The following is a 26,062-nucleotide window of genomic DNA, read 5'->3' on the forward strand; positions in this document are numbered from 1 at the left end:
ATCAGAAACGGAAGAACAGCTGCATCTGGGTCTGCCAGGCTCCCTGGGTGTCGAAGGAGCCCTGCAGGTTGATGTTCTCGGAGGCCTTGTAGTTCAGCGTCACCTGCGGCGGGATGTCGGAGCGGTTCGGTGCCACCAGCACCGCGGCGTTGAAGCGCTCGGTGATGTCGAGGCCGATCTCCGAGCCCAGCACCAGTTGCGGCGGCAGTTGCCGCGAGCGCAGCTCCTCGGCCTGGGAGACCACCGGGCTCACGTAGGTGGGGTAGAGGGCGAAGCTGACCCGCTGGCCGAAGGCATCGCTGAGTGACCCCAGCAGCGGCGAGAGCAGCGATTGTCCCAGGGCTGTGGCCAGGGCGGCGCCGGCATTGCCGCCGCTCAACCCGGCCAGGGAGTTGCCGCCGATCAGGGCCACCAGCCGCTCCTCCGGCAGGGGCGGATCACTGGTGAGCCGTAGGTTCTCGGCGATGCGATCGGCAGGCCCGCTGACGCTCACGGTGATCCGCACCAGCTTGAGCTGGTTGAAGGAACTGAAGCCTCCCTGGGCCTCCAGTTCCGCCAGGCTCAGCCCCGCACCGGTGTTGGCGCCCAGGTTGCTGGAGAGATTTTCGGAGACCCGGGTGCGCAGCGCGATGTCCAGGTAGGGCAGCAGCCCCAACGACGGTGTGAACACTGCCACGTTGGGGGCATCGGGGTCGAGGTTGAAGCTGGTGGTGAACAGGTTGAGCCGACCGCCCAGCAGCCGCACCACGCCGGTGGCCTGCAGGCTCGGATCCAGCGGTCCGTTCAGCCGCAGGGAGCCACCGGTGCTGAAGTTGGCCACGTTCGGAACGGTCACCTTGAGATCGGGACCGAGCCGCAGGGTCAGATCCCTGAAGCGCAGGTAGGGGAAATTCGGGATCGCCTTGCGCAGGGCGTCGCTGGTGCTGCTCTCCACCTCCGGGCCCAGCAGCACCAGCGGCTGGTCAAAGGCCCAGTTGCGCTGCAGCAGTTCGTTCACATCCGGGTTGGCACCTGCGGCTGGCTTGGCGGTGTCGGAATCGCCCCCATCGCTCGATTGGTCTGCCCCTGCGCCATCACCGCCGGCAGCCACCTGGCCCGGCTGGACATTGACGCTTCCCTGCCGGATCGCCAGATTTCCGCCCAGCAGTGGAGCCCGCAGGCTGCCGCCGAAGGCCAGTTCACCGTCGCTGAAGGCGTCGATGCGCTGCAGCTTGAAGGGCACCTGCTTCAGGGTCAGGGTGAGGCTGGGTTCAGGCGACACCGGTCGCACCAGACCAAGTTTTCCCTTGCCCTCGACCAGACCCTTCTCGCCCACCCGGGCAGTGAGTTCCTGCAGCAGGAGCTCCTCGAAGTCGAACAGCATCGTGGCCTCGAGGGCTTTCACCGTCTGGCCGATGAAGCGCAGTTCGCCCTCGCGCAGCCTCAGGAAGCCGTTGGCGATCGGATCGGCCAGGCTGCCCCGCACCAGCAGCTGCATGTCGGCGCTGCCCTTCTTCCAGTCGAGCGACGACCCGGCCAGGGTGGTGAGGAAGCGGAGGCCATCGCCGCGGCTGGCCAGACGCACCTCCAGACCCTGTGCCTGGGGATCGAGCGGGATGCGGCCGGTGAAATCGACGGCGCTGCTGGCCCCGGCGGCGCGCAGGGCCAGGTCGGTGTCGAGGAAGCCATCCTTGAGCAGAACGCTGCCTCGCTCCAGCTGCAGATCGGCTTCGCCCAGATGCCCCTGGTTCAGGGCCAGCTCGGCCTCAAGCTCCGGTTGGCCGCTGCCCAACCGGTAGCGTCCCTTGGCCGAGAGCGACCCCTGCAGGCTTCCGGGTACGGGGGTGAGCAAGGCCAGCAGGCTGAGCGGCAGGCTGGCCAGATCGAAGCTGCCTTCGCCATGGCGGATGGGGCCCTGCAGACTCACCACAAAGGGGTCCAGGGCCAGGGCCTGGTCCTCGGTGGTGCCCCGCAGCCAGAGATGGCCTTTGGCGCTGAGGTCGACGTGGGTTCGGGCCAGGTCCGGACCGCTGAAGGTGAGATCGGTGTCCACCAGGGCCTGGGTGGCGGAAAGGCGGTCCTGCAGGTCCTCGGGAGTGGAGCTGGCAACCGCCAGGTTTAGCCGCTCCCGCGCGTGCTGCAGGGCGATGAGCTGGTCCTGCAGGCTCCCCCCCAGCTGATCGATCATCAGATTGCCGAGGTCTGCGGCACTGCCCCGCGGCGGGCCTTCCTCGCCACGCCAGAGGGGCAGGGCCTGGGCCAGCTGGCGGAACAGATCGGCAGTGAGCCCCCGTCCCTCCAGTTGAGCCCGGTAGGCACCCTGCCAGCGGCCGGTGAGGGTGGCGGCGATCGAGCCGCCCGCCAGGGGGTCCAGATCAGCCGTGAGCCGGTAGCGGCGGTCGGCATAGCGCAATCCGGCCTGCAGCTCCTGGGCCCGCACGCCCAGAAAGACCGGTTGGGCGAGGGTCACCCAGCCGCCGAAGGCCAGCGGTTGCAGGGCCAGGGTTCCATCGCCGCTGAGGTCGCCCTGCAACGGCTGGGGGTGCTTGCGGGGGCCCACGGCCAGGGTCAGGCCCTGAAGAGGCAAGGCGCTGGCCTGCCAGCGATAGGCGCTGGGACGGCCCGTCAGGCTGAGTGTTCCGCCGCCGCGCTTCAGTTCGAGGGCCACCGGCATCCAGGAACGGTCCAGTCGGGCCATGAGGCTGCCGCTGCTGGGGGTGCTGGCCTCCATCTGCAGGGCACTGCTGCCTGCACCCGTGCCTTTGAGCTGGCCCTGCCAGGTCTCGCTCAGGCCGAGGGGCCCGGCGCCGGGGCCAGCCAGCTCGAGGGCGAGGTCGGGGCTGAGATCCTGCAGCGGGCCGTGGATCCGGCCGGAGGCGCTGAGTTCGCCCCGCAGGCTTGTGCCGACGAGGGCATCCAGCCGCTGCAGGGGAAAGGCTGTGAGCTGCAGCTGGGCGTCCAGCGGGCCGGTGCGCAGGCCGCCCCCCGGGGACGGCTGCAACGGCAGCTGACCGCTGGCCTGCAGGTAGGGACCCCTGAGGTCGTCCAACCGCAGCAACCCCTTGCGCCATACCAGGGAAGCCCGCAGGTCTCCCGTGAGGGGATTGGTGAGCCGGGGCACCTGCACCGCCAGCGCCGGTGCGGCCGCAGTCCCGCTCAGCTGCAGGCTGCCCGCCAGGGTCTGCTCCGTCAGCCAGGAGGGGGCGCTGGGCGGCAGAGGCAGGTCGCTGGGGTCCAGCCGCCAGGTGCCGTTCAACGCCAGCAGCGGCCCCACCTTGCCGGAGGCCGTCAGCTCGGAGCGGCCGCCCCGCACCTGCAGGGAGGAGAGCGCCAGGCCCTGATGGCTCCAGCGGCCGGCCGCCGTTCCCTGCAACGCAGCCAAGGCCGCCGAGCTGCGGCTGGTCCGAGCCAGGCGAGGTGGTTGGGCCTTGAAGCTGAGGCTGAGCTGCTGGCGGGGCAGGTGGGCCCGCCCGGCCAGGCTGCCGCTCCAGCCTCCGAATCCCCAGGTGCTGCGCTCCAGCACCATGCTGTCGCCCTCGCAGCGCAGGTCTGCGGTGGGGCTGCTGAGGTCGGTTGCGGCTGGCGTTGCCGTGCCGGTGGCGCTGCCGGGGCTTGCTCCAGAGGGGCGCCAGCGCAGCTGCTTGAGACTCATGGCGCCGCGGCAGCTGGGCCGTCCCTGGCTCAGGGCCAGCACCAGGCGGCCGTCCAGCTGCCCGGTGGTGCGGCCCTGCATGGGCGTGAAGCGCTGCAGGAGTTGCACCGGCAGGCGTTGGAGGTTGAGCTGTGCCTGCCAGCGCTGGCTGTCCCAACGCCCTCCCGCCTCGATCGCCACCAGCCCCGGCCCCTCGGCTGGCTGCAGGCGGCCGCTCAGATCGATCCGGCGCTCCTGGAGCAGCAGGCCGACCCGGCCGTCGAAGCGCAGGTCGACGCCGGCAGGGGCAATCCGCAGCCGCGCCGGATCGGCGAGCTGGATCCGCAGGTCCAGCGATGGTGGCGTCTGGCTGCGAGTCGCAGTGCCCAAGACCCAGTACTGGCCGCGCGCGTTCCGGTGGAGATCGGCTTCGGCACCGCGCAGCTGCAGATCCAGCACCGGAGCCCAGCGCTGCAGGCTCGCGAAGGGGTCGAGACCCACACCCAGCCCCGCCACCCTGGCCTCGGAGCGGTCCTGGGGACCCGGCCCCAGGCGCGAGGGTCCCACCTGAAGCCCCGACAGGCCGATTCCCTGGTACGGACCGAGCTGCAGCGGATGGCCCAGCACCTGGCTCAGCTGGCGCTCCAGCTGGGGTTTCCAGTGGTCGAAGACGCTGCGGGCCAGGTGATCAGCCCCAAACCAGGCCAGACCCGCGGCAGTGCCAAGCCCCAGCAGCCACGGCAGGCGGCGGGAGAGGGGTGTCGTCGTCGGTAACCAGCGGGCCTCCGATAGTGATGAATCCGGCAAGCCCGCCATGCCCCTGGGTCTGCCCGTGTCTGCGACGGGCGCAATATAAAAGTCATCTCCCGCTTGACCAGCCCCCATGCCTGCCGATCCGATCCTGTTCACGGCGGGCCAGTGGCTCGGCGCCGCCAGCGGTGTCCTGGCCCTTCTCACCGGGATCGGCTTCCTGTCCGGCTGGGGGATCCGCTTCCGCCTGGTGGGGATCACCAGCTTCACGGCCCTGCTGTCGCTCTCCTGCCTGGCCTTCGCCGTGAGCTACAGCCCGCGGGTGTCGATCGAGGGGGCGGTGTCCGTACCCGTGGTGTTCGATAACGGCGGTGGTCTGGTGATCGCCGCGGCGCCCGCCGATCTGGCCCCGGCCGCGGTGGCCCCGACCCTGGAGCAGCTGGCCAGCAACCTGCGGGGCAGCGGCCGCAGTTCCGCCGATGGGCTGGTGCGGGTCAGGCTGCGCGGTCTCGAAACCGTGGCGCCGGGTCTGAGCCGTCCGGTGGTGCTGGGTGAGGCCACCCGCAGCTTGCGGGATGGTTCGGTCGTGCTGGCGGGCTGATCGCTTGCTGCCCCTGCCCCGCCACTTTCATCGCGAGCAGCGACGGCTGGAGCAGGCCGGCATCGTGGCCTGGGACCAACTGGCCGGGCTCGAGGATCGTGCCCTGCGGGATCTCGGCAGCGGCGGCGGGGCCAGCGAGAGGCAATTGATCAAGCTGCGTGCCCAGGCGCGACTGGTGTGCGAGGTGGGCCTTCACCCCTCGGAGGCGGCGCTGCTGCTCTACGCCGGCATTGCCGATCGCCGCGGCCTTGCCCAGGCCGATCCCCAGCGCCTGTGGGTGCAGATGGGCCGCCTGCAGCGCAGCCTCACCGGCATGGCTGTGCCGGCGTTGGAGCTGTCCACGCTGCGGCAGTGGATCGCCGCCGCCCAGGCTGGGCCAGGTCGCTCCCGGAACTGACACCCGCACCAGCCCGCTGCTGCCCGCCTCTGCCTGGAATGGAGTCAGCCCCCGATGGGTGGCCCCATGCCGCATCGCCCCAATCCTCTGAACCCCTCCCGCCCTGCCGAGCACCGCTGCTTGAATGTTGCCGGAGCTCTGCTGCTTGGCTTTGTCGCCATCTGCCTGGGCAGCGCCGCCCAGGCTGCCTCGCCCCTGCTCGAATCGGTGAAGCAGAATCCTGCCCTCGCCCAGAGCATCTGCGCTCAGCTGCGGCAGTTCAACAGCCAGGGCCTCTCTGCCACCTCGCCCCAGGCGGTGAGCAGCATCGCCCAGCAGCGTGGTCTCACCCCCGTCGACGCTGAGGTTCTCACCACCTACGTGATCGGGCTTCACTGCCCGGACGTTCGCTGAGCTCCGCGCCACTGGTCGTGGCGTGGGAGGACCTCCGTCTGCGCTGCCGCGATGGTGTGAGCCTGGCGGCCCGGCGGTGGCGGCCGCAGGGATCCGGCTCCTGGCCGGTGCTGTTGATGCGTCAGCCCTATGGCAGGGCGATCGCCTCCACCGTGACCTACGCCCATCCCTCCTGGTATGCCGCCCAGGGCTACCAGGTGGTGGTGGTCGATGTGCGCGGCAGGGGGGAGTCCGATGGCCAGTTCCGTGGCTTCGCTCAGGAGGCCGCCGATGGTGCCGACTGTGTGCGCTGGGCTCGCCACCTGGACCACGCCAATGGCCGGGTGGGCACCTACGGCTTTTCCTACCAGGGGCTCAGCCAGTTGCTCTCGGACGGAAGCGCCCCGCACGACGTCCCCGATGCCCTCGCACCGGCCCATTGCGGTCTTGATGAGCGCTGCCACTGGGCCAGTGAGGGGGGCGCGCACTGGTGGGCCCTGGGGCTGGGCTGGGCCCTGCAGCTGGCGGCCCAGGGTTGTGCGCGCCGCGATGACGGCGACGGCTGGCTGGAAATCCGCCGCAGCCTCGACACCGGCACCTTTCTGCGGCAGGGCCTGTCTCTACTGCAGCGCCATGACCCCGACGGCATGGGTCTGGCCTGGTTGGGCCGTGATCCGGCCAGCTCCGAGGGCTGGACCCGCCATCAAGCCCCTGTGGAGCTGCTGCGCCGCCCGATGCTGCTGATCGGCGGCTGGTACGACCCCCATCTTCTCGGCGTGCTGGATCTGTGGCGGCAGGCGCGTGCCGCGGGGGGCGATCCCTGGCTGCGCATCGGCGCCTGGTCGCATCTGGACTGGCGGGGCGGGCTCGATGCCCTGCAGCTGGCCTTCTTTGATCGGCACCTGAAGGCAGCGGCCGGCCCACCGCTTCGCCCGGAATCCTCCCCGCCGCCGTTGCTGCTCGAACGCCTCGGTGACGGTGCCTGGCTCTCGCCCGATCCTGCCGTTGCCTGTGGCCCTGCCTGGCGGCTCCGCAGCCGGGGTCTGGCGGCCATCTGCGCCGATGAAGGTCTGCTGCTCCCCTATGAAGGCGCCCCCGAGCCTGAGCGCGGTGCCGCCAGCCTGACCCTGGTGCACGATCCCTGGAGGCCGGTGCCCGGCCGGGGCGGCCACCTGGGCCTCGATGCCGGTCCGGCCGATCGGGCTGATCTGGACGCCCGCAGCGATGTGGTCTGCTTCAGCACGGCCCCCCTCAGCGAACCGCTGGAGCTGGTCGGCCAGCCCGAACTGCGCATCGTCGTGGCTGCGGATCAAGCCAGCTACGACCTCTGCGGTGCCCTCTCGGTGGTCGCGGCGGATGGCGTGGGGGTGCGGCAATCGAGCACCGGGGTGCTCCGGTGCCAGGCCGACTTCTCGGGGCCGCCGCAGCCCCGCAGCCTCCTGTTCCAGCCAGTGTTGCTGGCGCTGCAGCCCGGCGAGCGCCTGCGCCTGTCCCTGGCGGCTTCCGCCTGGCCGCAGATCGGCGTCAATTCCGGTGACCTGGAGGTTCCGCCCGGGCCTGTGACCCACCGCCATCGGGTGATCACCCTGACCTTCGAGCTGGCCGGGGCCCAGTTGCGTCTGCGCCCCCTGGCCTCAGCCCGCCCGGATTAGGCCAACGCGTTTCGACCTGCCCGGTTTCGGCCAAACTGTCGCCACCCTGCCCGCGCCGCTGTGCTTCCTCGCCGTTCCGCTCTGCCCCTCTCGCTGCTGCTGCTGGGTGGCCTGGTGGCCCCGCTCAGCGTCGGGGCTCAACCCGCCGCTGCAGGCCTCGGCTTGGCGGAGTGGAGCGGTGGTGCTGCCTCCGCCCTGGTGGCTGAAGCCTCAAGTCCGCAGCGCAAGCAGACCAAACAGAAGTTGCGCCAGGCCGCCGAGCAGATCCTGCTCGCCATCCGGCAAAGCGATGCCAAGGCCCTCTATGGCTACCTGGCTGAGCCGGTGCGGCGCTTCACCACTCCTGCCGCTGTGCAGCAGCGCCTCGCCTCGCTGGGGGGTGTGCGCAGCACCCGGATCGAATCCCTGGTGCTCGGCGCCGATGACGGCACTGTGGAGGCCGAACTGGTCACCCCAAAGGGCACCCGGCCGCTCATGTTCATCCTGGATGGAGAGGGCAGGATTCTCGGCTGGGAGCTGGATCGCAGCCAGATCCCGGTGGAGGCCACCGCCGTGACATTCATCGAGGAGCTGGCCGCTGGCCGGGTGGTGACGGCCCGCAGCCTGATGTCCGCCGCCATGCAGGAGGAGATGCTGCCGGCCGCCTTGCAGGAGCGCTGGCAGGGTCTGCAGAAGCTCACCGGTCCGTTCCAGCGGGTGCGGGGCAGTGTCTTCGCCGGTCGGGATGAGATGCAGCAGCTGGTGCTGGTCACCACCCAGTTCGGGCGGCTCACCGACAACCTCTTCGTGATCCTCAACCTGCAGGGCCAGGTGATTGGGGTCGATTTCCCCCGCGACGCCTTCTGATCCTCAACGGCAGGGCCCAGCCGCCGCTTGGCCTTGGAAAAGCGGCTTAAGCTCCGGCCCAGCACGTCAATGGATATGGCCCTGGTCTGCCTCGATTGGATGGTTGAAGATGGCCAACGCTTGGCCGAGTGCAGGCACGATCACCCCCTCGCCGTTCTTGGACCCCAGCCCCTGCCGGAAGGGGGCTGGGTGGTGCGGATCTGGATGCCCGAGGCCGATCAGGTGGAACTCCTGTCCAATGGCCTCTGCCTGGCGATGGAGACCCCCAACCATCCCTGGCTGTTCGAGGCTGAGGTCAGTGTTGATCCGGGCTGCACCTATCAGGCCCGGGTGCAGCGCGGCGGCATCGAGCACGTTCAGCACGACCCCTGGGCCTTCCGGCAGGAATGGATGGGCGAGATGGACCGCCATCTCTTTGCCGAAGGCAACCATCACCACATCTGGCATCGCATGGGAGCCCACCCCGGCGAGCGGGATGGCGTCGCCGGGGTGCAGTTCTGCCTCTGGGCACCCAACGCCCGAAGTGTGGCGATTCTGGGCGACTTCAACAGCTGGGACGGCCGCCACCTGCCGATGCAGTCGCGGCTGGGCGGCTGCTGGGAACTGTTTGTGCCGGGCCTGCATCGCGGCGAGCTCTACAAGTACGAGATCCGCACCCAGGCGGGCCACTGCTATCAGAAGGCCGATCCCTACGGCTTCCAGCACGAGGTGAGGCCCAACACCAGTTCGCGGATCGCAGGGCTGGCCAGCTTCGCCTGGAACGATGCCGACTGGATGGCCCAGCGGGATTCAGCCAATCCGCTCGATCAGCCGATCTCTGTCTACGAGATGCATCTGGGCAGCTGGATGCACGCCAGCGCCGATCAGCCCTATGTGGAGTCCGATGGGTCGGCGCGGCAGCCGGTGCCGGCGGCCGATCTCAAACCAGGAGCGCGGCTGCTCACCTATCCGGAGCTGGCCGATCGGGTGATTCCCTACGTGAAGGCCCGCGGCTTCACCCACATCGAACTGATGCCGATCTCCGAGCATCCCTTCGATGGCTCCTGGGGCTATCAGGTGACCGGCTGGTATGCGCCCACCAGCCGCTTCGGCAGCCCGGATGAGTTCCGAGCCTTCGTGGACCGCTGCCACGCCGAGGGCATCGGTGTGATCCTCGACTGGGTTCCGGGCCATTTCCCCAAGGACGGCCATGGCCTGGCCTTCTTCGACGGCCAGCACCTCTACGAGCACGCCGATCCGCGCATCGGCGAGCACAAGGAATGGGGCACGCTGATCTTCAACTACAGCCGCAATGAGGTTCGCAACTTCCTGGTGGCGAATCTGGTGTTTTGGTTTGACCAATTCCACATCGATGGCATCCGGGTTGATGCGGTCGCCTCGATGCTCTATCGCGACTACCTCCGCCCCGATGGAGAGTGGCTGGCGAATGAGAATGGTGGCCGCGAGAACCTCGAGGCGGTGCGCTTCCTGCAGCAGGCGAACTACGTCTTGTTCCAGCATTTCCCAGGCGCTCTCTCGATCGCCGAGGAATCCACCACCTGGCCGATGGTGACCCAGCCCACCAGCATCGGTGGCCTTGGCTTCAACCTGAAGTGGAACATGGGCTGGATGCACGACATGCTCGATTACTTCGAGCTCGATCCATGGTTCCGGCAGTTCCATCAGAACAACATCACCTTCTCGATCTGGTACACGTACACCGAGAATTTCATGCTTGCCCTCAGCCACGATGAAGTGGTGCATGGCAAGAGCAACCTGCTCCACAAGATGCCCGGCGATGACTGGCAGAAGTTTGCCAACGTGCGAGCTCTGCTCACCTACATGTGGACCCACCCAGGCAAGAAGACGATCTTCATGGGCATGGAATTCGGCCAGCGGGCCGAATGGAACGTCTGGGGAGACCTGCAGTGGGATCTGCTCCAGTTCGAGGCTCACCTTGGCCTGCAGCGGTTGGTGGATGATCTCAATGCCTTTTACAAGGCGGAGCCAGCGCTGTGGCGAGACGACTTCAATGAATACGGTTTCCAGTGGATCGACTGCAACGACAACCGCCACTCGGTGATCAGTTTCATGCGGCGCGACAGCAGCAGTGGCGGTTGGCTGCTGGTGGTGGCGAACTTCACCCCCCAGAGCCACTCCCATTACCGGGTGGGAGTGCCGATCGAGGGCTTCTACGCCGAAGTGTTCAACAGCGACAGTGCCCGCTATGGCGGCAGCAACCTCGGCAACCTCGGCGGCAAGTACACCGATCCCTGGAGAATCCATGGCTATGAGAACGCCCTCGATCTTTGCCTGCCGCCCCTGAGCGTGCTGGTTCTTCGCCGTGATGAGGCCCGCAGTCAGTTATCCCAGGGCGTTGACGCTGACGCCCCAGTCGAAGCCTGAGTGGCGATTGCTCTTGCTCATTGCAGAGATTCGTCGGCAAGACTTCCTGTCAGGTCCTGGTCCTGGCGGGAGGCCCTGCATCGCAACATCGACCACCGCCCCCAGTTGATTGATCAGGCCATCAAGCCGCACGGCGCTATGAAAGTAGTGTCCTAGGAAAGAAGAACCAACTCGACTATTGATACACTTTATGTCAACTTCTTCTGGCGGGGGAGGCGTGACGGCGGCCATGGCGACCCCTGAAGATGAACGCCCGGCTGCGGCTCTCAGCTAGGTTTCCGATCGCGATTCCCCTGCCCAGACGACCCCCATGGCCGACACCCTCCCCCTGCTGCTGCGCGCCGCCCGAGGTGAGCAGGTGGAGCGTCCGCCGGTGTGGATGATGCGCCAGGCCGGCCGTTACATGAAGGTCTACCGCGACCTGCGGGATCGTCATCCCGGCTTCCGCGAGCGTTCCGAGAACCCGGATCTCTCCTATGAGATCTCGATGCAGCCCTTCCACGCCTTCCAGCCCGATGGCGTGATCCTGTTCTCCGACATCCTCACGCCCCTGCCCGGCATGGGGATCGACTTCGACATCATCGAGAGCAAGGGGCCGATCATCGAGCCCGCCATTCGCTCCCAGGCCCAGGTGGACGCCCTGCGTCCCCTTGATCCCGCCGAGGCCCTGCCTTTTGTCGGTGAGGTGCTGTCTCGCCTGCGCCAGGATGTGGGCAACGCGGCCACCGTTCTCGGTTTTGTCGGGGCGCCCTGGACCCTGGCTGCCTACGCGGTGGAGGGCAAGAGCTCCAAGACCTATTCCGTGATCAAGGCGATGGCCTTCCGGGAGCCGGCGCTGCTGCACCAGTTGCTGGGCCACCTGGCGGATTCGATCGCCGCCTATGTGCGCTACCAGATCGACTCGGGAGCCCAGGTGGTGCAGCTGTTCGACTCCTGGGCCGGTCAGCTCAGTCCGATCGATTACGACGTCTTCGCGGCTCCTTACCAGAAGCGGGTGATCGATCAGGTGAAAGCCACCCACCCCGACACCCCCTTGATCCTCTACATCTCCGGCAGTGCCGGCGTGTTGGAGCGGATGGGCCGCACCGGTGTCGACATCGTGTCGCTCGACTGGACCGTGGACATGGCCGATGGCTGTGCCCGGCTGCCCCAGCACCTGGGTGTGCAGGGCAATGTCGACCCCGGCCTGCTGTTTGGCACCCCGGAGGCGATCCGCGAGCGCATCCTCGACACCGTGCGCAAGGCCAAGGGCCGCAAGCACATCCTCAACCTCGGCCATGGCATCCTGCCGGGCACTCCCGAGGAGAACGCCCGCGTCTTCTTCGAGACCGGCAAGTCCGTCAATGAGCTGCTCGGAGCAGCCGTTTGAGCACCACGGCCACCGAAGCCGGCCCTGCCATCGCCGATCCCGGCGTGCCGCCCAGGGCTCGGATCCTGATCACCGGTGCCAGTGGCTGCGTTGGCCAATACATCACCGAAACCCTCTACCGCAACAGCGATGCGGAACTGCTGCTGCTGCTGCGCGATCCCGTCAAACTGAAGGTCGTGGATCCCAGCGATCCCAGGATCACCCTGTTGGTGGGTGATCTTCGTGATCTGGAGCCCCATGCCGACGCCATCGCCAGCGCCACCCGGGTGATTCACACCGCCACGGCCTGGGGCGATCCGGAGCGGGCCCGCCAGGTGAATGTGGTGGCGGTGAAGCGGTTGCTGGACCTGGTGGATCCGCACCGGCTGGAACAGGTGATCTACTTCTCCACCGCCAGCATCCTGGATCGGCAGCTGAAGCTTCTGCCGGAAGCCATGGCCTATGGCACCGAATACATCCAGACCAAGGCCCAGTGCCTCGAACAGCTTGAGCACCATCCCCTGGCTGAGCGGATCGTGGCCGTTTTCCCCACGCTTGTGTTCGGTGGGAGGGTCACCTCCGGTGATCCCCATCCCACCAGCTATCTCACCGCGGGCCTGAAGGAGGCCCTTGGCTGGTTATGGCTGGCCCGCTGGCTGCGCACCGATGCCAGCTTCCATTTCATTCATGCCGCCGACATCGCCACGGTCTGCGCCCATCTGGCCACCCACCCGCACGAGCCCAATCCCGAGCCTGGCCAGGGTGTGGTGAGACGCCTGGTGCTGGGTCAGGCGCCGATCCAGATCAACGACACCGTGCGAATCCTCTGCCGCTGGCGGCGCTGCTGGTGGCCCTCGATCGGGGTTGATCTGCAGGGCTGGCTGATCGAGGCCTTGATCCGCCTGCTGCGGATCGAGGTGAATGCCTGGGATCGCTTCTCCATCCGCCAGCGCCACTTTGTGCATGAGCCGGTCAGTCCGCCGGAGCGCTTCTGCCGGGTGAGCCTCGCCCCCACCCTGGAGGCGGTGCTGGAGACCGCCGCCGTTCCCCACCGCGGCCGGCTTGACTGAAGCAGGCTGCAAGCACAAGAAAATGTTGCAGATCTGCCCTGCAGCCGCAACATTGCCGACCCCTGCCCCTTAGTTTTGTCTGGTTGCACCTGCTTTGATGCGCCGTCTATTCTCCCTGCTTGCTCTGTGCCTGGCGCTGGTGCTCGGGGCAGCACCAAGCTTCGCCGCCGATGCGGCCCATGGTGGCCAGATCTTCTCCGCCAACTGCGCGGCCTGCCACATGGGTGGCGGCAACGTTGTGAACGCTGAGCGCACTCTCAAGCAGGATGCCCTTGAGGCCTACCTGGCTGACTACAGCAGCGGTCACGAAGCGGCCATTGCCGCTCAAGTTACCAAGGGCAAGAACGCTATGCCGGCGTTCCTCGGCAAGCTGACCGAGACCGACATCGCGGATGTTGCCGCTTACGTTGAAGAGATGTCCTCTAAGGGCTGGGCTTGATCTGCTTCTGGCTTCTCGCCAATCACGAGCTCAATTCGGGTGTGATCAGGCAATCGTTTGCCTCGATCACACCTTTCTTGTTTTCCCCTCCGATTTACCCTTCGATCCTCGACCGGTGATCGGCCTATTGCCGTTGATGTCGATGGCTGGCACCGGTTTGAGTGGCCCGTCATCCTGACCTCAGCCAGGGAATCCAGGCGATGTCACGAGAGCAACTCATCCGGCTGGTTGCCGATGCCGAACGCGATCCCGCCCTTCGAGAGGAACTGAGGGATTGTTTCGCCGCGGGCCAGAGCTGGAGTGCTGTGGTTGGCAAGGCACGCTTGCGCGGCTACGAGATTCAGGTCACGGATTTGCAGGATGCCCGTTCGGCTGATCATGCCGCCAGCTTCCTGGAAGCCAGCAGGGTCTCGGCGATCGGGCCGCTGTGGGGTTCCGCTCCGGTGTTGCCCAGTCAGGCCGCTCAGCTGGCGGCGCGACGGCAGGCGAGCACCGCCAGATAAAGCTCTTCGGGTACCTCGCGAATGTCGTATTCGCTGGGAAGCACGCCATGCACGTGTTGATGAACGGCCATCCAGCAGTTCCTCTCTGGATCGGCTGCCGTGGCATCAAAGGCCCGCGAGGCCTCGACCAGATCCTTCACCAGTTGCGCGTCGGGGACAGGGGGTTCTGCCAGGTCTGGCTTGGGCGGAGGGCTTGAAGACATGGTGGTTGCAGAGACGATGGGTTCAGAAACGTTGAGTTCGGGGACGTTGAGTTCAGAGACCTTGGATGCAGTTGGCTTCGTTTGGCTTCGTTGCAAACACGCTGGTTGTCGCCTGAGTTGGTTCTGACACCGTTAGTTCCGACACAAATGGCTCGGACCTGGCAGGGCAACCCCCACAGGATCGCCAATCCGGCCCATCATGCCCAGAGTGGCCCTTGATGTGGACGATGGGACTTCGCTCAGGCCTGGTGAGCTTGCTGGTCGCGGCGGCGCTGTTGCCCCTGCTGCGGCCGGCATCCGCCCTGGCCCAGAACCAGCCCTACGCCGTCCAGGGCCTGCCCGCCTACCCACCCTGTCCCCTGGTGGTTCCCAAGAGCCAGTCCCTGTTTCAGCCCCTGCGGCTCAGGCCCAGCCAGGTTGCCTCCAAGAACGCCCTCGGCTGCCTCTCCCAGGCCGATGCCATCTATGGCCCTAATGGTTGTCCGACTCGTCTGTGCCCGCGTGACAGCGGCGCCTTCCAGCTGACCCCTCCGGGAGCAGGAGCCCCCATAGCGCCGGCTGCCCGTTGAGCTTCCGTGCTGCGGCAAGCCGGCTTCTCAGCTGCCGCTGCCGTAGGCCACATGGCAGACGGTATTGAGCAGCTGCGCCTGGTCGACGGTGTCAGGAACCTGGCCGTTCAACAGCCCGGCCTGGCAGTTGGCCGCTCCCATCAAGGTGGCGCCATCGTCCATGGAGTAGCTGAAGCTCACTCCGTAGGTGCCAACCGGATCCACAGAGCCGTAGTTGAGCTGGATGCTGGTCTGGGGCACCACGATCACGGGTGATTGCTGTTGTGAGGCCGCATTCACCAGGCTGGTGATGGCAGCCCCTGTCGCCAGTCCGGCGACGCCCCAGGCGGCTGCATTGTCACCCCACCAGCCCCAGGTGGAGGGTTGCCAGCCAAACCAGCCGGTGTTCCAGGGTCGGTTGTTCCAATAGCCGCCATTGGCCCAGTTGGAATGCCAGCCGTTGTAGGGGCGGTTATAGAAATTATTCTCGACGTTCAGATTTCGGTTGAAGTCGTTGTTGTCCCAACCTGGACGTGCGCCAGGGCCGTACATCGGGTGGTACCCCCGGTAGCCGCCGCGCCAGGCGTCGCTCTCTCCATGCCAGGCCGCTCCACCACCACTGAAGTGGTAGCCGCCGCCTCCACCGCCCCAACCCCCATGGCCGCCGCCACCGCCGCCGCCGCCACCTCGGGCCTGGGCACTGATCACCGAGAGATTGAGAACTGCCACCAGGGCCAGGACTCCAGCCCAGCGGGTTCCGGATAAGCAGCGGCGCGGCAGACGGGCCATGGCGGGAGCAAAGCGACGGGAGACCGGAGTGCGCACACTCATGCACCACAGCTAGCCACGATTGTGCGATTCGCCTATCTGGCCTCGCAGGCGCCACTCGACACGGGTCCCTCCCGGATCGGTTCTCTCGCCATTTCGCTACGGCCTGCCCAACCTGAAGGAGGAGCACCGACCGATCCGGTTCGGTGCTCCTCTCCCTGGGCTCTGTTGTCTGCCCATACGGTTTTCTCAAGCACCCGATCAGGAAGGTCTCGCCATGCATCCCACCGCTGAGCTGTTCACCGAGAAGGCCTGGGGCGCCGTCGTGGCGGCCCAGCAGCTGGCCCAGCAGAAGCGCCAGCAGCAGATGGAAACCGAGCACCTGTTCTCGGCTTTGCTGAGCCAGCAGGGTCTGGCCGGCCGGATCCTCGAGAAGGCCGGCGTGGATGTGGGAACCCTCAGCCAGAAGGTGGAGGCTTTTCTGGGGTCTCAGCCCAGCCTCGGGGCTGCCCCCGAGAGTGTGTATCTGGGCAAGGCGCTGAATGCCTGCTTTGACCGTGCCGATCAGGCCAAGGCCGATTTCGGCGACCACTACATTTCGATCGAGCATCTTCTGCTGGGCCTGGTGGCGGATGATCGCTGCGGCCGCCAGCTGCTCAGCCAGTGCGGCGTCGAGGCCAAGACGCTGAAGGCCAGTATTGAAGCCGTGCGCGGCAGCCAGACAGTGACCGACCAGAATCCCGAAGGCACCTATGAGTCGCTGGAGAAGTACGGCCGCGATCTCACGGCCGCAGCCCGTGAAGGCAAGCTCGATCCGGTGATCGGCCGCGACGAGGAAATCCGCCGCACGATTCAGATCCTGTCGCGCCGCACCAAGAACAATCCCGTCCTGATCGGTGAACCCGGCGTCGGCAAGACCGCCATCGTCGAGGGTCTGGCCCAGCGCATTGTCAATGGTGATGTGCCCCAGGCCCTGCAGAACCGCCAGCTCGTCTCCCTCGATATGGGTGCCTTGATTGCCGGTGCCAAGTACCGCGGCGAGTTCGAAGAGCGGCTCAAGGCCGTGCTCAAGGAGGTGACTGCCTCCGAGGGCCAGATCGTGCTGTTCATCGACGAGATTCACACCGTGGTGGGGGCCGGTGCCACCGGTGGCGCCATGGATGCCAGCAATCTGCTCAAGCCGATGCTGGCCCGGGGCGAGCTGCGCTGCATCGGTGCCACCACGCTGGATGAGCATCGCCAGCACATCGAGAAAGACCCGGCCCTGGAGCGCCGCTTCCAGCAGGTGTTCGTGGATCAGCCCACGGTGGAGGACACGATCTCGATCCTGCGGGGCCTCAAGGAGCGCTACGAAGTACACCATGGCGTTCGCATCGCCGACAACGCCCTGGTGGCCGCCGCCGTGCTGTCGAGTCGTTACATCGCCGATCGTTTCCTGCCGGACAAGGCCATCGACCTGGTGGATGAATCCGCTGCACGCCTGAAGATGGAGATCACCTCCAAGCCCGAGGAGATCGATGAACTCGATCGCCGCATCCTGCAGCTGGAGATGGAGAAACTCTCGCTCGGCCGGGAATCCGATCCAGCCAGCAAGGATCGGCTCGAGCGCCTCGAGAAGGAGCTGGCGGATCTGAGTGAGCAGCAGAGCGCCCTCAATGCCCAGTGGCAGGCGGAGAAGGGCTCGATCGATGAACTCGGTGCGATCAAGGAGGAGATCGAGCAGGTTCAGTTGCAGGTGGAGCAGGCCAAGCGCAACTACGACCTCAACAAGGCTGCCGAACTCGAATACGGCACCCTGGCTGAACTCAACAAGAAGCTAGCTGCCAAGGAGGCCGTGCTCAACGCCGGTGATGGGGAGAAAACCCTGCTGCGGGAGGAGGTCACCGAAGACGACATCGCTGAGGTGATCGCCAAGTGGACCGGCATTCCGGTGGCCAAGCTGGTGCAGAGCGAGATGGAGAAGCTGCTCAACCTCGAGCAGGATCTGCACACCCGCGTGATTGGTCAGCAGCAGGCTGTCACGGCAGTGGCCGATGCAATTCAGCGCTCCCGGGCTGGCCTGAGTGATCCGAACCGGCCGATCGCCAGCTTCCTCTTCCTTGGTCCCACCGGCGTCGGCAAAACGGAGCTGTCCAAGGCGCTCGCCTCGCAACTCTTCGATTCGGAGGAGGCGATGGTGCGCATCGACATGAGCGAGTACATGGAGAAGCATGCCGTCAGCCGCCTGATCGGAGCTCCTCCGGGCTATGTGGGCTACGAAGAGGGTGGTCAGCTCACCGAAGCGGTGCGGCGCCGGCCCTACGCGGTGATCCTGTTCGACGAGGTGGAGAAGGCCCACCCCGATGTGTTCAACGTGATGCTGCAGATCCTCGACGACGGCCGCGTCACCGATGGTCAGGGACGGACGGTGGACTTCACCAATACCGTGTTGATTCTCACCAGCAACATCGGCAGTGCCTCGATTCTCGATCTGGCCGGCGATCCCGCCCGCCATGGCGAAATGGAGAAGCGGGTGAATGAGGCCCTGCGCGGCCACTTCCGCCCCGAATTCCTCAACCGCCTCGATGAATCGATCATCTTCCACAGCCTGCGCTCCGAGGAGCTGCGCCGCATCGTGGAGCTGCAGGTGCAGCGCCTGCGCCTGCGGCTGGAGGGCCGCAAGCTGGGGCTGAGCCTGAACGAGGTGGCCCTCGACTGGCTGGCCGCGATCGGCTACGACCCGGTCTATGGGGCCCGGCCCCTGAAGCGGGCGATCCAGCGCCACCTTGAGACGCCGATCGCCAAGGCGATCCTGGCCGGCACTTTCCCCGAGGGCAGCACGATCCAGGTGGAGGTGGTGGAGGAGCGGCTGCGGTTCAGCGCCACCGAACCGGCCCGGCTGCCGGCGCTGGTGTGAGCCCGGGGGCCCTGACCAGGGGCGGCGGCGGGAGCGACGCACGGTCCAGGCTCACATCAGCGTCGTCAACCTCACCGCCCGGCACGCCTTCATGCGCATGAAGCCGATCCACCTCTGGGGCCTGCTCGACTACTCGACCCCTGCGCTGCGGCGCCACTGGTGCGAGGAGGAGCTGAGGCTCAACCGCCGACTGGCGCCGAATGTCTACCTGCGGGTGGCCCGCCTGGGACCGGAGCGGGAGCCGGTGGTGTGATGCGCCGCTTCGCCGACGCCGACACCCTCAGCGCGCGGCTGGCCTCGGTGCGGCCTGGGGCTGCGGAGCTCAGGTTCCTGGGGGAGCGGCTGCGGCGCTTCCATGCCGACCCTCCCCTCGCGGGCGCTGAGCGAGTCGGAGATCTACCGCTGCGCCAGCGACTGCGGCTGCGCGCGCCGGTTGAGACGTTCGACCTGCGCGGTGACGGGGTACGCCTCAGCACCGCCAGCGGTCAGCGGCTCGACGGCTGGCGCCCCTATGCCGGCCCCGCCATCAAGTATTTCTCGGTGGTCGATCGGCCCTTCTGGCTCGAGGAGGGGCTGGGCCCTGATGCCCTCAGCGACACGCCGGTGGGCGAAACCTGGCACGCTACTGATGGGCAGCGCCGGCGGCCACGGGATCCCGCCTGCCTGACCGTGTTTTCGGGGGGGCCTGCACAGCGGCGCCCAGGTGGCCAGGCGCCTCGCCCAGCGTCTGAACCTGCTCTGAACCGATCGGAACTGATCAGGTCTGGGCTGAACCGATCCGGTCTGGGCTGAACCGATCCGGTCGGGGGGGCATCGGGCCGGGGGAGCTGCGGGCCGGAGGCCAGATGGCTCAGGACAGCAGCGACTGGACGGTGGCGGCCGCGTCGAGACCCGCCTGAATCGCACCTTCATAAAATCCCGCCCATCGGGTTGAGGACTCGGTGCCCGCCCAGACGATGCGGCCCACCGGTTCCCGCCAGGCAGGACCGAAGCTCGTCCAGGCCCCCGTCGTCATGTAGGAGGTGAAGGCCCCCGTGGTCCAGCTTTCCTGTCCCCAGTTGGTCTCCACGTAGTCCGCCGGCTCTCCGGCCCGTTGCCCCCAGAACTCCACCAGGTCCGCCAGGACGGCGCTGCGGCGTTCCCGGGCGTTCCTGAGGCCGAGGGCGACGGCACGATCGGCAGCCACAAAGGAGGCCAGAACTCCGGGGGTTCCCGAGGGCGGCGATGAATCGGCCGTTAGCTCGACGGTGGGCAGATTGCCCTGGGCGTAGCCGTTGAGACCCTGCTCACGCCACCAGGCCGTGGGGTAGACGGTGAGGATCTTGAACATCGAGCCCATGGGTGAGCGCTGCATCAGGCCCGAAACCCTGGCGGGCAGGCCGGGCTCGAACACGATCCGCGTACGCAGGGCCGGCGGCAGCGCCACCACCACGGCACGGCAGCTGTGGCGGCTTCCATCGGCAGCGTGAACCAGGTAGCGGCCATCAGCCTGACGCACCACGACCTGGGCAGCGGCGTTGGTGCGGATCCGACCCTTGATCTGAGCGGCGAGCAGGCTGGGCATCTGTCCGGCCGCCCCGTAAAGCAGCCAGACTTCCGGGGTCTCTGCCTGGGGGGAAGCCTTCTGGGTCTGGGCCAGGTGCAGGATCGAGGAATCGGCGGGCTCGAACCCACCGGAGCCTCCCACCCGCGTGTACCACTTGAGGATGTAATGGGCCAGCTCCGAGTCGGTGCGGCTGCGCATCCAGCTGTCGATCGTCTGCGCATCGAGAGCCCGGGCGCCCGGCGTCAGCCAGGGTCGCTCCGCATCGACGGTCTGCGCCAGCTGGAGGAAGTCGCGGTGCAGCTGCCGGGCGGCCTCCCGATCCTTCACAGGCACGGGGAGATCGTCGTAGGCCACATCCAGGAAAGTGCCCGCCCAGTCGCCGAGCATGGGAGCCACCACTTTGCGACCGTTCCAGATCAGAACTGTCTTGCCTTCGAAGTAGCTGTCAAACGTGCGAATGCCCAGTTCCTTGGCCAGGGACTGGAAGCGAACGTGGGTTTTGCCCATCCACTGGCCGCCCAGGTCGAGCCACCAGTTCTGGATGGTCTGCTGGCGCACGCAGCGCCCGCCGATGCGGCCGCGGGCCTCCAGAACCGTTGTGGTGCGGCCCTGGCGCTCCAGCTCCCGCGCGGCGATCAGGCCGGACACCCCGGCACCGATCACCACCACGTCGACGGAGGAGGGTGCGGCGCCCTGGCCAGCGGTCTGGCTGCCGGTCTGTGCCCGGCCGGCCGAGGGGGCCATCGCGGCGGCTCCGGCAAGCCCACCCGTGGCCGCCCCCAGAAAGAAGCGCCGTGAAACTGCCATGACTCCCCAGTGACTGACGCCAGTGTTAGGGGAATGCCGGGGGTTTGCTCGGGGCCTGAGGGGCGCTGCAGCGTCTGTTGACAATACTTATGGCATGGCAGCCTCCCCAGGGATGTCGATCCGATCCCCTCGGAAGGCGGCCTCCGGAAGGTGGCCTCCGGGAGGCGGACGTCTGAAGGTGGCCGTAGGAAAGCGGCCTTCGGGAGGCGGTCGCCGGAAAGCTGTCGTCGCTGAGACTCTGCCGGCAGGAACCCAGCACCGCCTGGGACAGACCGGCGGAGGCTCAGAGGAGCGTCCCGATCCGTCGGGCCAGTTCCACATCCAGATCGGAGAGGCCCCCCGCATCGTGGGTGGTCAGGTCGATCACCACCCGGTTCCAGACGTTGCTCCACTCAGGGTGATGGCCCATGGCTTCGGCGATCAGGGCCACCCGTGCCATGAAGCCGAAGGCTTCGTTGAAGTCGGCGAAGCGCAGGTCGCGGTGCAGCTTGCCGTTCACGAGGCTCCAGCCGGGCAGCTCGCTGGCCAGGGCGCTGATCTGCTCCGGGCTGAGGCGAGCGGCGGCCATGGGACGTCAAGGGGCGGTCACAACCCAGCTTGGCGCAAGCGACCGGCTTGAAGGCGCCCCCTCGCCGTGGCCGGGGCCGTCAGGCGGGATCCGCCAGATCATGGAGCCGATCGATCAGCAGATCCACCTCCGTGTCATCGGCGGGATCCAGCCCCAGGGCGGTGCGGCGCCGTACCTCGCCGTTGAGACGTTCGGCGTTGCGCCGTGCCAGCAGCTGGGAGGTGGAGGCGGCCGTGGCGGGGAGCGCTGCGGGGACCGCGGCTGAGACGGCTGAAGAGACGGCGGGATGGGACGCGGCGGTCTGCGGAGGGTGGCGCTCCAGGGCCTGCACGAGGGAGCTCATCACCTGCCGCAGGCAGGCGATCTCCGCGCGCAGGGCCGCCAGTTCCAGAACGAGGGGATCCGCCATGGGGTGCCTCAGGAGCCGATCAGATGGACGCTCAGATGCCGCTGTTGGGGGGCGGTGCGATGTTCCCACAGGTAGATCGCCTGCCAGGTGCCCAGCACCAGCCGGCCAGCGTCGAACGACAGCCCCAGGCTGGTGGTGGTGAGGGCGGTTCGGATGTGGGCGGGCATGTCATCGGGCCCCTCGTCGTCGTGCAGGTAGGGGCGCAGCTCGCCGCGGCCGCTGAGGGATCGGGCCCCTTCGCGCGGCACCAGCGCCCGCAGGTGGGCGGCCAGATCCGTCAGCACCCGCGGGTCGGCGTTCTCGTTGATCGTGAGGCTGCAACTGGTGTGCAGGGCCACCAGGGTGACGAGACCGGTGCGCAGGCCGCTGCTGGCGATCGTGTGCTGCAGGTTGGCGGTGAGATCGGTGAAGCCGTCGCCGCAGGTGGTGACGCTGAGGCGGTGCAGGCTCTGGCGGAGCACGGATCGAATCGGGCGGTTGCGCTGCATAGCATCGGATCAGAAGCCGACTCCCAATCCCTCGATGCGCAATCCGTTTCCATGGATGCTTGGCCTTTCGGTTCTGGCGCTGCAGGCCCTGCCGGCTCAGGCCCAGCGGGTGGTGCCCAAGCTCGGCTCGATCTGCCCGATGGGCTACGTCGATACGCTCAATGGCAAGTGCAGCACCCTGGGGCTGATGAACTACACCGTGCAGCCCACCAACGGTGAGGCCTGCCCGGAAGGTTGGATGAACGTGGGTGGGAGCTATTGCCGCAAGAAGTGAGCCAGACCCCTCTTCAGGCCGTCACCAGCGATCCCGGCTTCCCACTCCCCGCCCCCGGTGCCGCTGCTGCAGACCTCACGATCCTCTACGACGGAGGCTGTCCGCTCTGCCTGCGGGAGGTGCGCGTCCTGGGTGGCCGTGATGGTGACCGCGGTCGTCTCGCGTTTGTCGATGTCGCTGCGGTCGATTACGACCCCTCCAGCCACGGCGCAATCAGCTATCGCGACGCCATGGAACGCATCCATGGACTGACCGTCACTGGTGAGGTGGTGCGTGACGTGGAGGTCTTTCGGCGGGCCTATGAGCTGGTGGGGCTGGGCTGGCTCTATGCCCCCAGCCGCTGGCCGCTGTTGCGTGGGATCGCCGATGGCCTCTATCGCCTCTGGGCCCGCTGGCGGCTGCGGCTCACCGGCCGTCCGTCCCTCGATCAGCTCTGTTGTGAACGCGAGGGTCGCTGCCGCCTCTGACGCGGCATGTCCTGCAGGACGCGCGCAACATCAATGTGCGGCAACAGGCCACTTTCACAAGCTGGATCGATCGACGTGGGGACCCGCCTGATGATGCTCGCCTGGCCATCGATCAGGCAGGCCGCGCGGTTGAGCAGGAGCTGCGCGAACTGCTGGAGATGCTGCGTCGGTCTCTACGGGGAGCCGGTCTGCCGGCTGCTCTCCAGCCGCCCCCACGGCGGCCACGCCAGCTCGCCAACCTCCAGGCCGATCTCGACCGCACCGAGACCCACCTCGATCAGAGCCATCTCGACCATCTGCAGCGGTTGCACGAGCGCTGCGAGGAGGAGCCCGATCGCCTGGCCACCCTGATCGGCTCCAGCCAGCTTGTGGAAGAACGGCAGCAGTTTGCCGTTCTTCTCGACGGTGGGGTGATCAGGGCCGTGCAGCAAGACTGGGCTGGGCTCTCCGCCATCAGGTGATGCAGGAGGTGGCTCAGGGCCATCGAGCGGATTGGCTACCACCTCGACCATGCTGCGCCTGCTTCCCAGGACACCGGTCGAGCCATGGCATGAATGGCCCCTCCTCCTTGGTCAGGCAAGGCTGATGAACCCAGGGATCCTGCGGCGTCCTCTGAGGACGCGACCATCCTGTGGAGAGATCCCCTCAGCTTCGTGATGGCCACACCAGCTCAAGCCACATCCCTCCCTCCGGTGGTCGCCGGCACCGATGCACCGCCGGAGGACGTGAATCCCTCCCAGGAACTGGAGCTGCTGGATGCCTGGTGGCGCGCCGCCAACTATCTGGCGGTGGGCATGATCTATCTGCGCAGCAATCCGCTGTTGCACCAGCCGTTAAGGCCGGAGGACATCAAGAACCGCCTCTTGGGCCACTGGGGATCCAGTCCTGGGCAGGCATTCATCTGGGCCCACGCCAACCGGCTGATCCGCCACCACGATCTCGACATGATCTACCTCTCGGGTCCCGGCCATGGGGCCCCCGGGGTGCTGGCTCCCACCTATCTGGACGGAAGCTACAGCGAGATCTATCCCGATAAGTCGCAGGACGGCGAGGGGATGGCCCGTTTCTTCAAGCAGTTTTCCTTCCCGGGCCACATCGGCAGCCACTGCACCCCGGAAACCCCCGGCTCGATCCATGAGGGGGGTGAGCTGGGCTATGTGCTCTCCCATGCCTGCGGGGCGGTGTTCGACAACCCCGATCTGATCGCCCTGGCCTGCGTGGGCGATGGCGAGGCAGAAACGGGACCGCTGGCCACCTCCTGGCACATCAACAAATTTCTCAACCCGATCCATGACGGCGCCGTGCTGCCGGTGCTGCACCTGAACGGCTACAAGATCGCCAATCCCACCCTGCTGGCCCGGATCCCGCGCCAGGAGCTTGAGAGTCTGATGCGGGGCTATGGCTGGAACCCTCTGTTCGTGGAGGGAGATGACCCCATGGCCATGCACCAGCTCATGGCGGCGGCGATGGATCAGGCGATTGAAACCATCCTGGCGATTCGCGCCGAGGCGCGCAGGAGTGGCGAAGCGACGCGGCCGGCCTGGCCGATGATCGTGCTGCGTTCACCCAAGGGCTGGACCGGTCCCGCCTATCTGGGGGAGAAGAAGCTGGAAGGGTTCTGGCGATCCCACCAGGTGCCGCTGGCCAAGCCCCGCCACGATCCTGCCCAGCTGCGTCAGCTGGAGGATTGGCTTCGCAGCTACCGACCCGAGGAGTTGTTTGACGCGGAGGGCCGGCTTGATCCTGCATTGCAGGCCCTCTCCCCGCGGGGCCGGCGGCGGATGGGATCGAATCCCCATGCCAACGGCGGCCTGCTGCGGCGGAAGTTGCGTCTGCCTGATTCGCAGACCTACGCGGTTCCGGTGCAGGCACCGGGCCAGAGCGAAGCGGAGAACACCTATCCGCTCGGCGAGCTGCTGCGTGATGCCATTGCCACCAATCCCGACAACGTGCGGGTGTTCGGACCGGATGAAACCGCATCCAATCGCCTGCAGGCGATCTATGAAGTGAGCAAGAAGGTTTGGATGGAAGAGTTTCTGCCGGAAGATCTCAACGGCACCGAGATCAGCCGCGAAGGGCGCGTGGTGGAAATGCTGAGTGAGCACACCTTGGTGGGCATGATGGAAGGCTATCTGCTCACCGGACGCTATGGCTTCTTTCATACCTACGAAGCCTTTGCTCATGTGATTGCCTCAATGTTCAACCAGCACGCCAAGTGGCTGGAATCCTGCATTCACCATGCCCCCTGGCGGGCTCCGATCGGTCCATGGAACTGCCTGATCTCCTCCACCGTCTGGCGGCAGGATCACAATGGCTTCACCCACCAGGATCCCGGCTTCATTGATCTGGCTGGCAACAAGAGTGGCGAGGTGGTGCGGGTCTATCTGCCCGCGGATGCCAACTGCCTGTTGGCCGTGGCGCAGGAGGCGATGCTGGAAACGAATGTCTGCAATATCATCGTCTGCGATAAACAGAAGCATCTGCAGTATCTCAACTACGAGCAGGCCCGCCAGCATGTGGCCAAAGGGATCGGCCTCTGGAGCTGGGCCAGCAACGACGACTTCGGCACTGCACCCGACGAACCTGACGTGGTGATGGCCTGTGCCGGCGACATCCCCACCAAGGAGACCCTGGCGGCGGTGGAGATCCTGCGGCGCGAAATTCCCCAGCTCAAGATCCGGGTCCTGAATGTGGTGAAGCTCTTTGCCCTCACCGATCCTCTGGAACATCCCCATGGCCTCAGCGATCGGGACTTCGACAGCCTGTTCACCACGGATCGGCCCGTGATCTTCAATTTCCATGGCTATCCCTGGCTGATCCACCGCCTCACCTACCGCCGCACCAACCACCCCAATATCCATGTGCGCGGCTACAAGGAGAAGGGCAACATCAACACGCCCCTGGAGCTGGCGATGAACAATCAGATCGATCGCTTCAGCCTGGTGATCGACGTGATTGATCGGGTTCCTGGCCTGGGCTATCGCTCCGCCCATGTCAAGGAGCGGATGAAGGAGGCGATCCTGGCCAACCGCGAATACGCCCATGAGCACGGCATGGATTCTCCGGAGGTCACCGACTGGCGCTGGTCGTTGCCGCTGGAGGCCTGACCGCAGGA

The 26,062-nt window shown here is 66.8% G+C and carries 25 protein-coding genes; 18 read left to right on the forward strand and 7 right to left on the reverse strand.

Features of this window, described 5'->3' with window-relative positions:
* Window position 1: 1 nt before the first annotated feature.
* Complete coding sequence (locus tag KQ310_RS13810; RefSeq protein WP_259722305.1) at window positions 2-4,426, reverse strand: translocation/assembly module TamB domain-containing protein; 4,425 nt, start codon at window positions 4,424-4,426, stop codon at window positions 2-4.
* Between the two features lie 67 nt (window positions 4,427-4,493).
* Between KQ310_RS13810 and KQ310_RS13815 the strand changes: the two genes are divergently transcribed.
* The 10 genes from KQ310_RS13815 to KQ310_RS16065 all read left to right on the forward strand — a co-directional run bounded on the left by KQ310_RS13815 (window position 4,494) and on the right by KQ310_RS16065 (window position 13,973).
* Window positions 4,494-4,961, forward strand: a complete 468-nt coding sequence (locus KQ310_RS13815; protein WP_259722306.1) for a Ycf51 family protein — start codon at window positions 4,494-4,496, stop codon at window positions 4,959-4,961.
* 4 nt (window positions 4,962-4,965) lie between these two features.
* Window positions 4,966-5,358 carry a DUF4332 domain-containing protein gene (locus KQ310_RS13820; RefSeq protein WP_259722307.1) on the forward strand — a complete coding sequence of 131 codons (393 nt, stop codon included), beginning with the start codon at window positions 4,966-4,968 and terminating at the stop codon, window positions 5,356-5,358.
* Between the two features lie 120 nt (window positions 5,359-5,478).
* Window positions 5,479-5,751, forward strand: a complete 273-nt coding sequence (locus tag KQ310_RS13825) for a hypothetical protein (protein WP_259722308.1) — start codon at window positions 5,479-5,481, stop codon at window positions 5,749-5,751.
* A 17-nt stretch (window positions 5,752-5,768) separates the two neighbouring features.
* A complete protein-coding gene (locus tag KQ310_RS13830) occupies window positions 5,769-7,382 on the forward strand; it encodes a CocE/NonD family hydrolase (protein ID WP_259722309.1) in 1,614 nt (537 codons plus the stop codon).
* Between the two features lie 60 nt (window positions 7,383-7,442).
* The gene (locus KQ310_RS13835) at window positions 7,443-8,228 is read left to right on the forward strand and encodes a DUF3887 domain-containing protein (protein WP_259722310.1); all 786 of its coding nucleotides are present in this window, start codon (window positions 7,443-7,445) and stop codon (window positions 8,226-8,228) included.
* 75 nt (window positions 8,229-8,303) lie between these two features.
* Entirely contained in the window at window positions 8,304-10,613 is a 2,310-nt protein-coding gene (glgB, locus tag KQ310_RS13840; RefSeq protein ID WP_399238415.1) for a 1,4-alpha-glucan branching protein GlgB, read from the forward strand.
* Between the two features lie 310 nt (window positions 10,614-10,923).
* Window positions 10,924-11,982, forward strand: coding sequence for a uroporphyrinogen decarboxylase (hemE, locus tag KQ310_RS13845; protein ID WP_259722311.1), 1,059 nt, complete (start codon window positions 10,924-10,926; stop codon window positions 11,980-11,982).
* Window positions 11,979-13,031, forward strand: coding sequence for an NAD-dependent epimerase/dehydratase family protein (locus KQ310_RS13850; protein ID WP_399238419.1), 1,053 nt, complete (start codon window positions 11,979-11,981; stop codon window positions 13,029-13,031). The genes hemE and KQ310_RS13850 overlap by 4 nt, the downstream gene beginning before the upstream one ends.
* 97 nt (window positions 13,032-13,128) lie before the next feature.
* On the forward strand, window positions 13,129-13,470 hold the full coding sequence (locus KQ310_RS13855) for a c-type cytochrome (protein ID WP_259722312.1): 342 nt from the start codon (window positions 13,129-13,131) through the stop codon (window positions 13,468-13,470).
* A 200-nt stretch (window positions 13,471-13,670) separates the two neighbouring features.
* The gene (locus KQ310_RS16065) at window positions 13,671-13,973 is read left to right on the forward strand and encodes a Nif11-like leader peptide family natural product precursor (protein ID WP_399238625.1); all 303 of its coding nucleotides are present in this window, start codon (window positions 13,671-13,673) and stop codon (window positions 13,971-13,973) included.
* Here the strand turns inward: KQ310_RS16065 and KQ310_RS13865 are convergent.
* Entirely contained in the window at window positions 13,934-14,176 is a 243-nt protein-coding gene (locus KQ310_RS13865) for a hypothetical protein (RefSeq protein WP_259722314.1), read from the reverse strand. The genes KQ310_RS16065 and KQ310_RS13865 overlap by 40 nt on opposite strands.
* 227 nt (window positions 14,177-14,403) lie before the next feature.
* On the opposite strand from KQ310_RS13865, the gene KQ310_RS13870 reads away from it, so the two are divergent.
* Entirely contained in the window at window positions 14,404-14,745 is a 342-nt protein-coding gene (locus KQ310_RS13870) for a hypothetical protein (RefSeq protein WP_259722315.1), read from the forward strand.
* Window positions 14,746-14,772: 27 nt separating this feature from the next.
* On the opposite strand, the gene KQ310_RS13875 is transcribed toward KQ310_RS13870, so the two are convergent.
* Window positions 14,773-15,555: a hypothetical protein gene (locus KQ310_RS13875; RefSeq protein ID WP_259722316.1), complete on the reverse strand. Its 783-nt coding sequence runs from the start codon at window positions 15,553-15,555 to the stop codon at window positions 14,773-14,775.
* Window positions 15,556-15,769: 214 nt separating this feature from the next.
* On the opposite strand from KQ310_RS13875, the gene clpB reads away from it, so the two are divergent.
* From clpB to KQ310_RS13890, 3 genes are all read left to right on the forward strand, one after another.
* Entirely contained in the window at window positions 15,770-18,388 is a 2,619-nt protein-coding gene (gene clpB / locus KQ310_RS13880; RefSeq protein ID WP_259722317.1) for an ATP-dependent chaperone ClpB, read from the forward strand.
* Between the two features lie 97 nt (window positions 18,389-18,485).
* A complete protein-coding gene (locus KQ310_RS13885) occupies window positions 18,486-18,641 on the forward strand; it encodes a hypothetical protein (protein ID WP_259722318.1) in 156 nt (51 codons plus the stop codon).
* A complete protein-coding gene (locus KQ310_RS13890) occupies window positions 18,641-19,180 on the forward strand; it encodes a hypothetical protein (protein WP_259722319.1) in 540 nt (179 codons plus the stop codon). Before KQ310_RS13885 ends, KQ310_RS13890 begins: the two co-directional genes overlap by 1 nt.
* 58 nt (window positions 19,181-19,238) lie before the next feature.
* Here the strand turns inward: KQ310_RS13890 and KQ310_RS13895 are convergent, their stop codons facing one another.
* From KQ310_RS13895 to KQ310_RS13910, 4 genes are all read right to left on the reverse strand, one after another.
* The gene (locus KQ310_RS13895) at window positions 19,239-20,741 is read right to left on the reverse strand and encodes an FAD-dependent oxidoreductase (RefSeq protein ID WP_311134745.1); all 1,503 of its coding nucleotides are present in this window, start codon (window positions 20,739-20,741) and stop codon (window positions 19,239-19,241) included.
* Window positions 20,742-21,024: 283 nt separating this feature from the next.
* Window positions 21,025-21,309 carry a 4a-hydroxytetrahydrobiopterin dehydratase gene (locus tag KQ310_RS13900; protein ID WP_259722320.1) on the reverse strand — a complete coding sequence of 95 codons (285 nt, stop codon included), beginning with the start codon at window positions 21,307-21,309 and terminating at the stop codon, window positions 21,025-21,027.
* 79 nt (window positions 21,310-21,388) lie between these two features.
* On the reverse strand, window positions 21,389-21,718 hold the full coding sequence (locus tag KQ310_RS13905) for a hypothetical protein (RefSeq protein ID WP_259722321.1): 330 nt from the start codon (window positions 21,716-21,718) through the stop codon (window positions 21,389-21,391).
* Between the two features lie 8 nt (window positions 21,719-21,726).
* Window positions 21,727-22,206: a secondary thiamine-phosphate synthase enzyme YjbQ gene (locus KQ310_RS13910; protein WP_259722322.1), complete on the reverse strand. Its 480-nt coding sequence runs from the start codon at window positions 22,204-22,206 to the stop codon at window positions 21,727-21,729.
* A 34-nt stretch (window positions 22,207-22,240) separates the two neighbouring features.
* Between KQ310_RS13910 and KQ310_RS13915 the strand changes: the two genes are divergently transcribed.
* The 4 genes from KQ310_RS13915 to KQ310_RS13930 all read left to right on the forward strand — a co-directional run bounded on the left by KQ310_RS13915 (window position 22,241) and on the right by KQ310_RS13930 (window position 26,054).
* Entirely contained in the window at window positions 22,241-22,480 is a 240-nt protein-coding gene (locus tag KQ310_RS13915; RefSeq protein ID WP_399238429.1) for a hypothetical protein, read from the forward strand.
* Window positions 22,481-22,560: 80 nt separating this feature from the next.
* Window positions 22,561-22,947: a thiol-disulfide oxidoreductase DCC family protein gene (locus tag KQ310_RS13920; protein ID WP_259722583.1), complete on the forward strand. Its 387-nt coding sequence runs from the start codon at window positions 22,561-22,563 to the stop codon at window positions 22,945-22,947.
* Window positions 22,948-23,105: 158 nt separating this feature from the next.
* Window positions 23,106-23,408 (forward strand): hypothetical protein, encoded by a 303-nt coding sequence (locus KQ310_RS13925; protein WP_259722324.1) that lies wholly within the window; start codon window positions 23,106-23,108, stop codon window positions 23,406-23,408.
* 195 nt (window positions 23,409-23,603) lie between these two features.
* On the forward strand, window positions 23,604-26,054 hold the full coding sequence (locus KQ310_RS13930) for a phosphoketolase (RefSeq protein WP_259722325.1): 2,451 nt from the start codon (window positions 23,604-23,606) through the stop codon (window positions 26,052-26,054).
* Window positions 26,055-26,062: the final 8 nt, after the last annotated feature.

The organism is Synechococcus sp. CS-1328, assembly GCF_025128095.1.
GTDB lineage: Bacteria > Cyanobacteriota > Cyanobacteriia > PCC-6307 > Cyanobiaceae > CBW1002.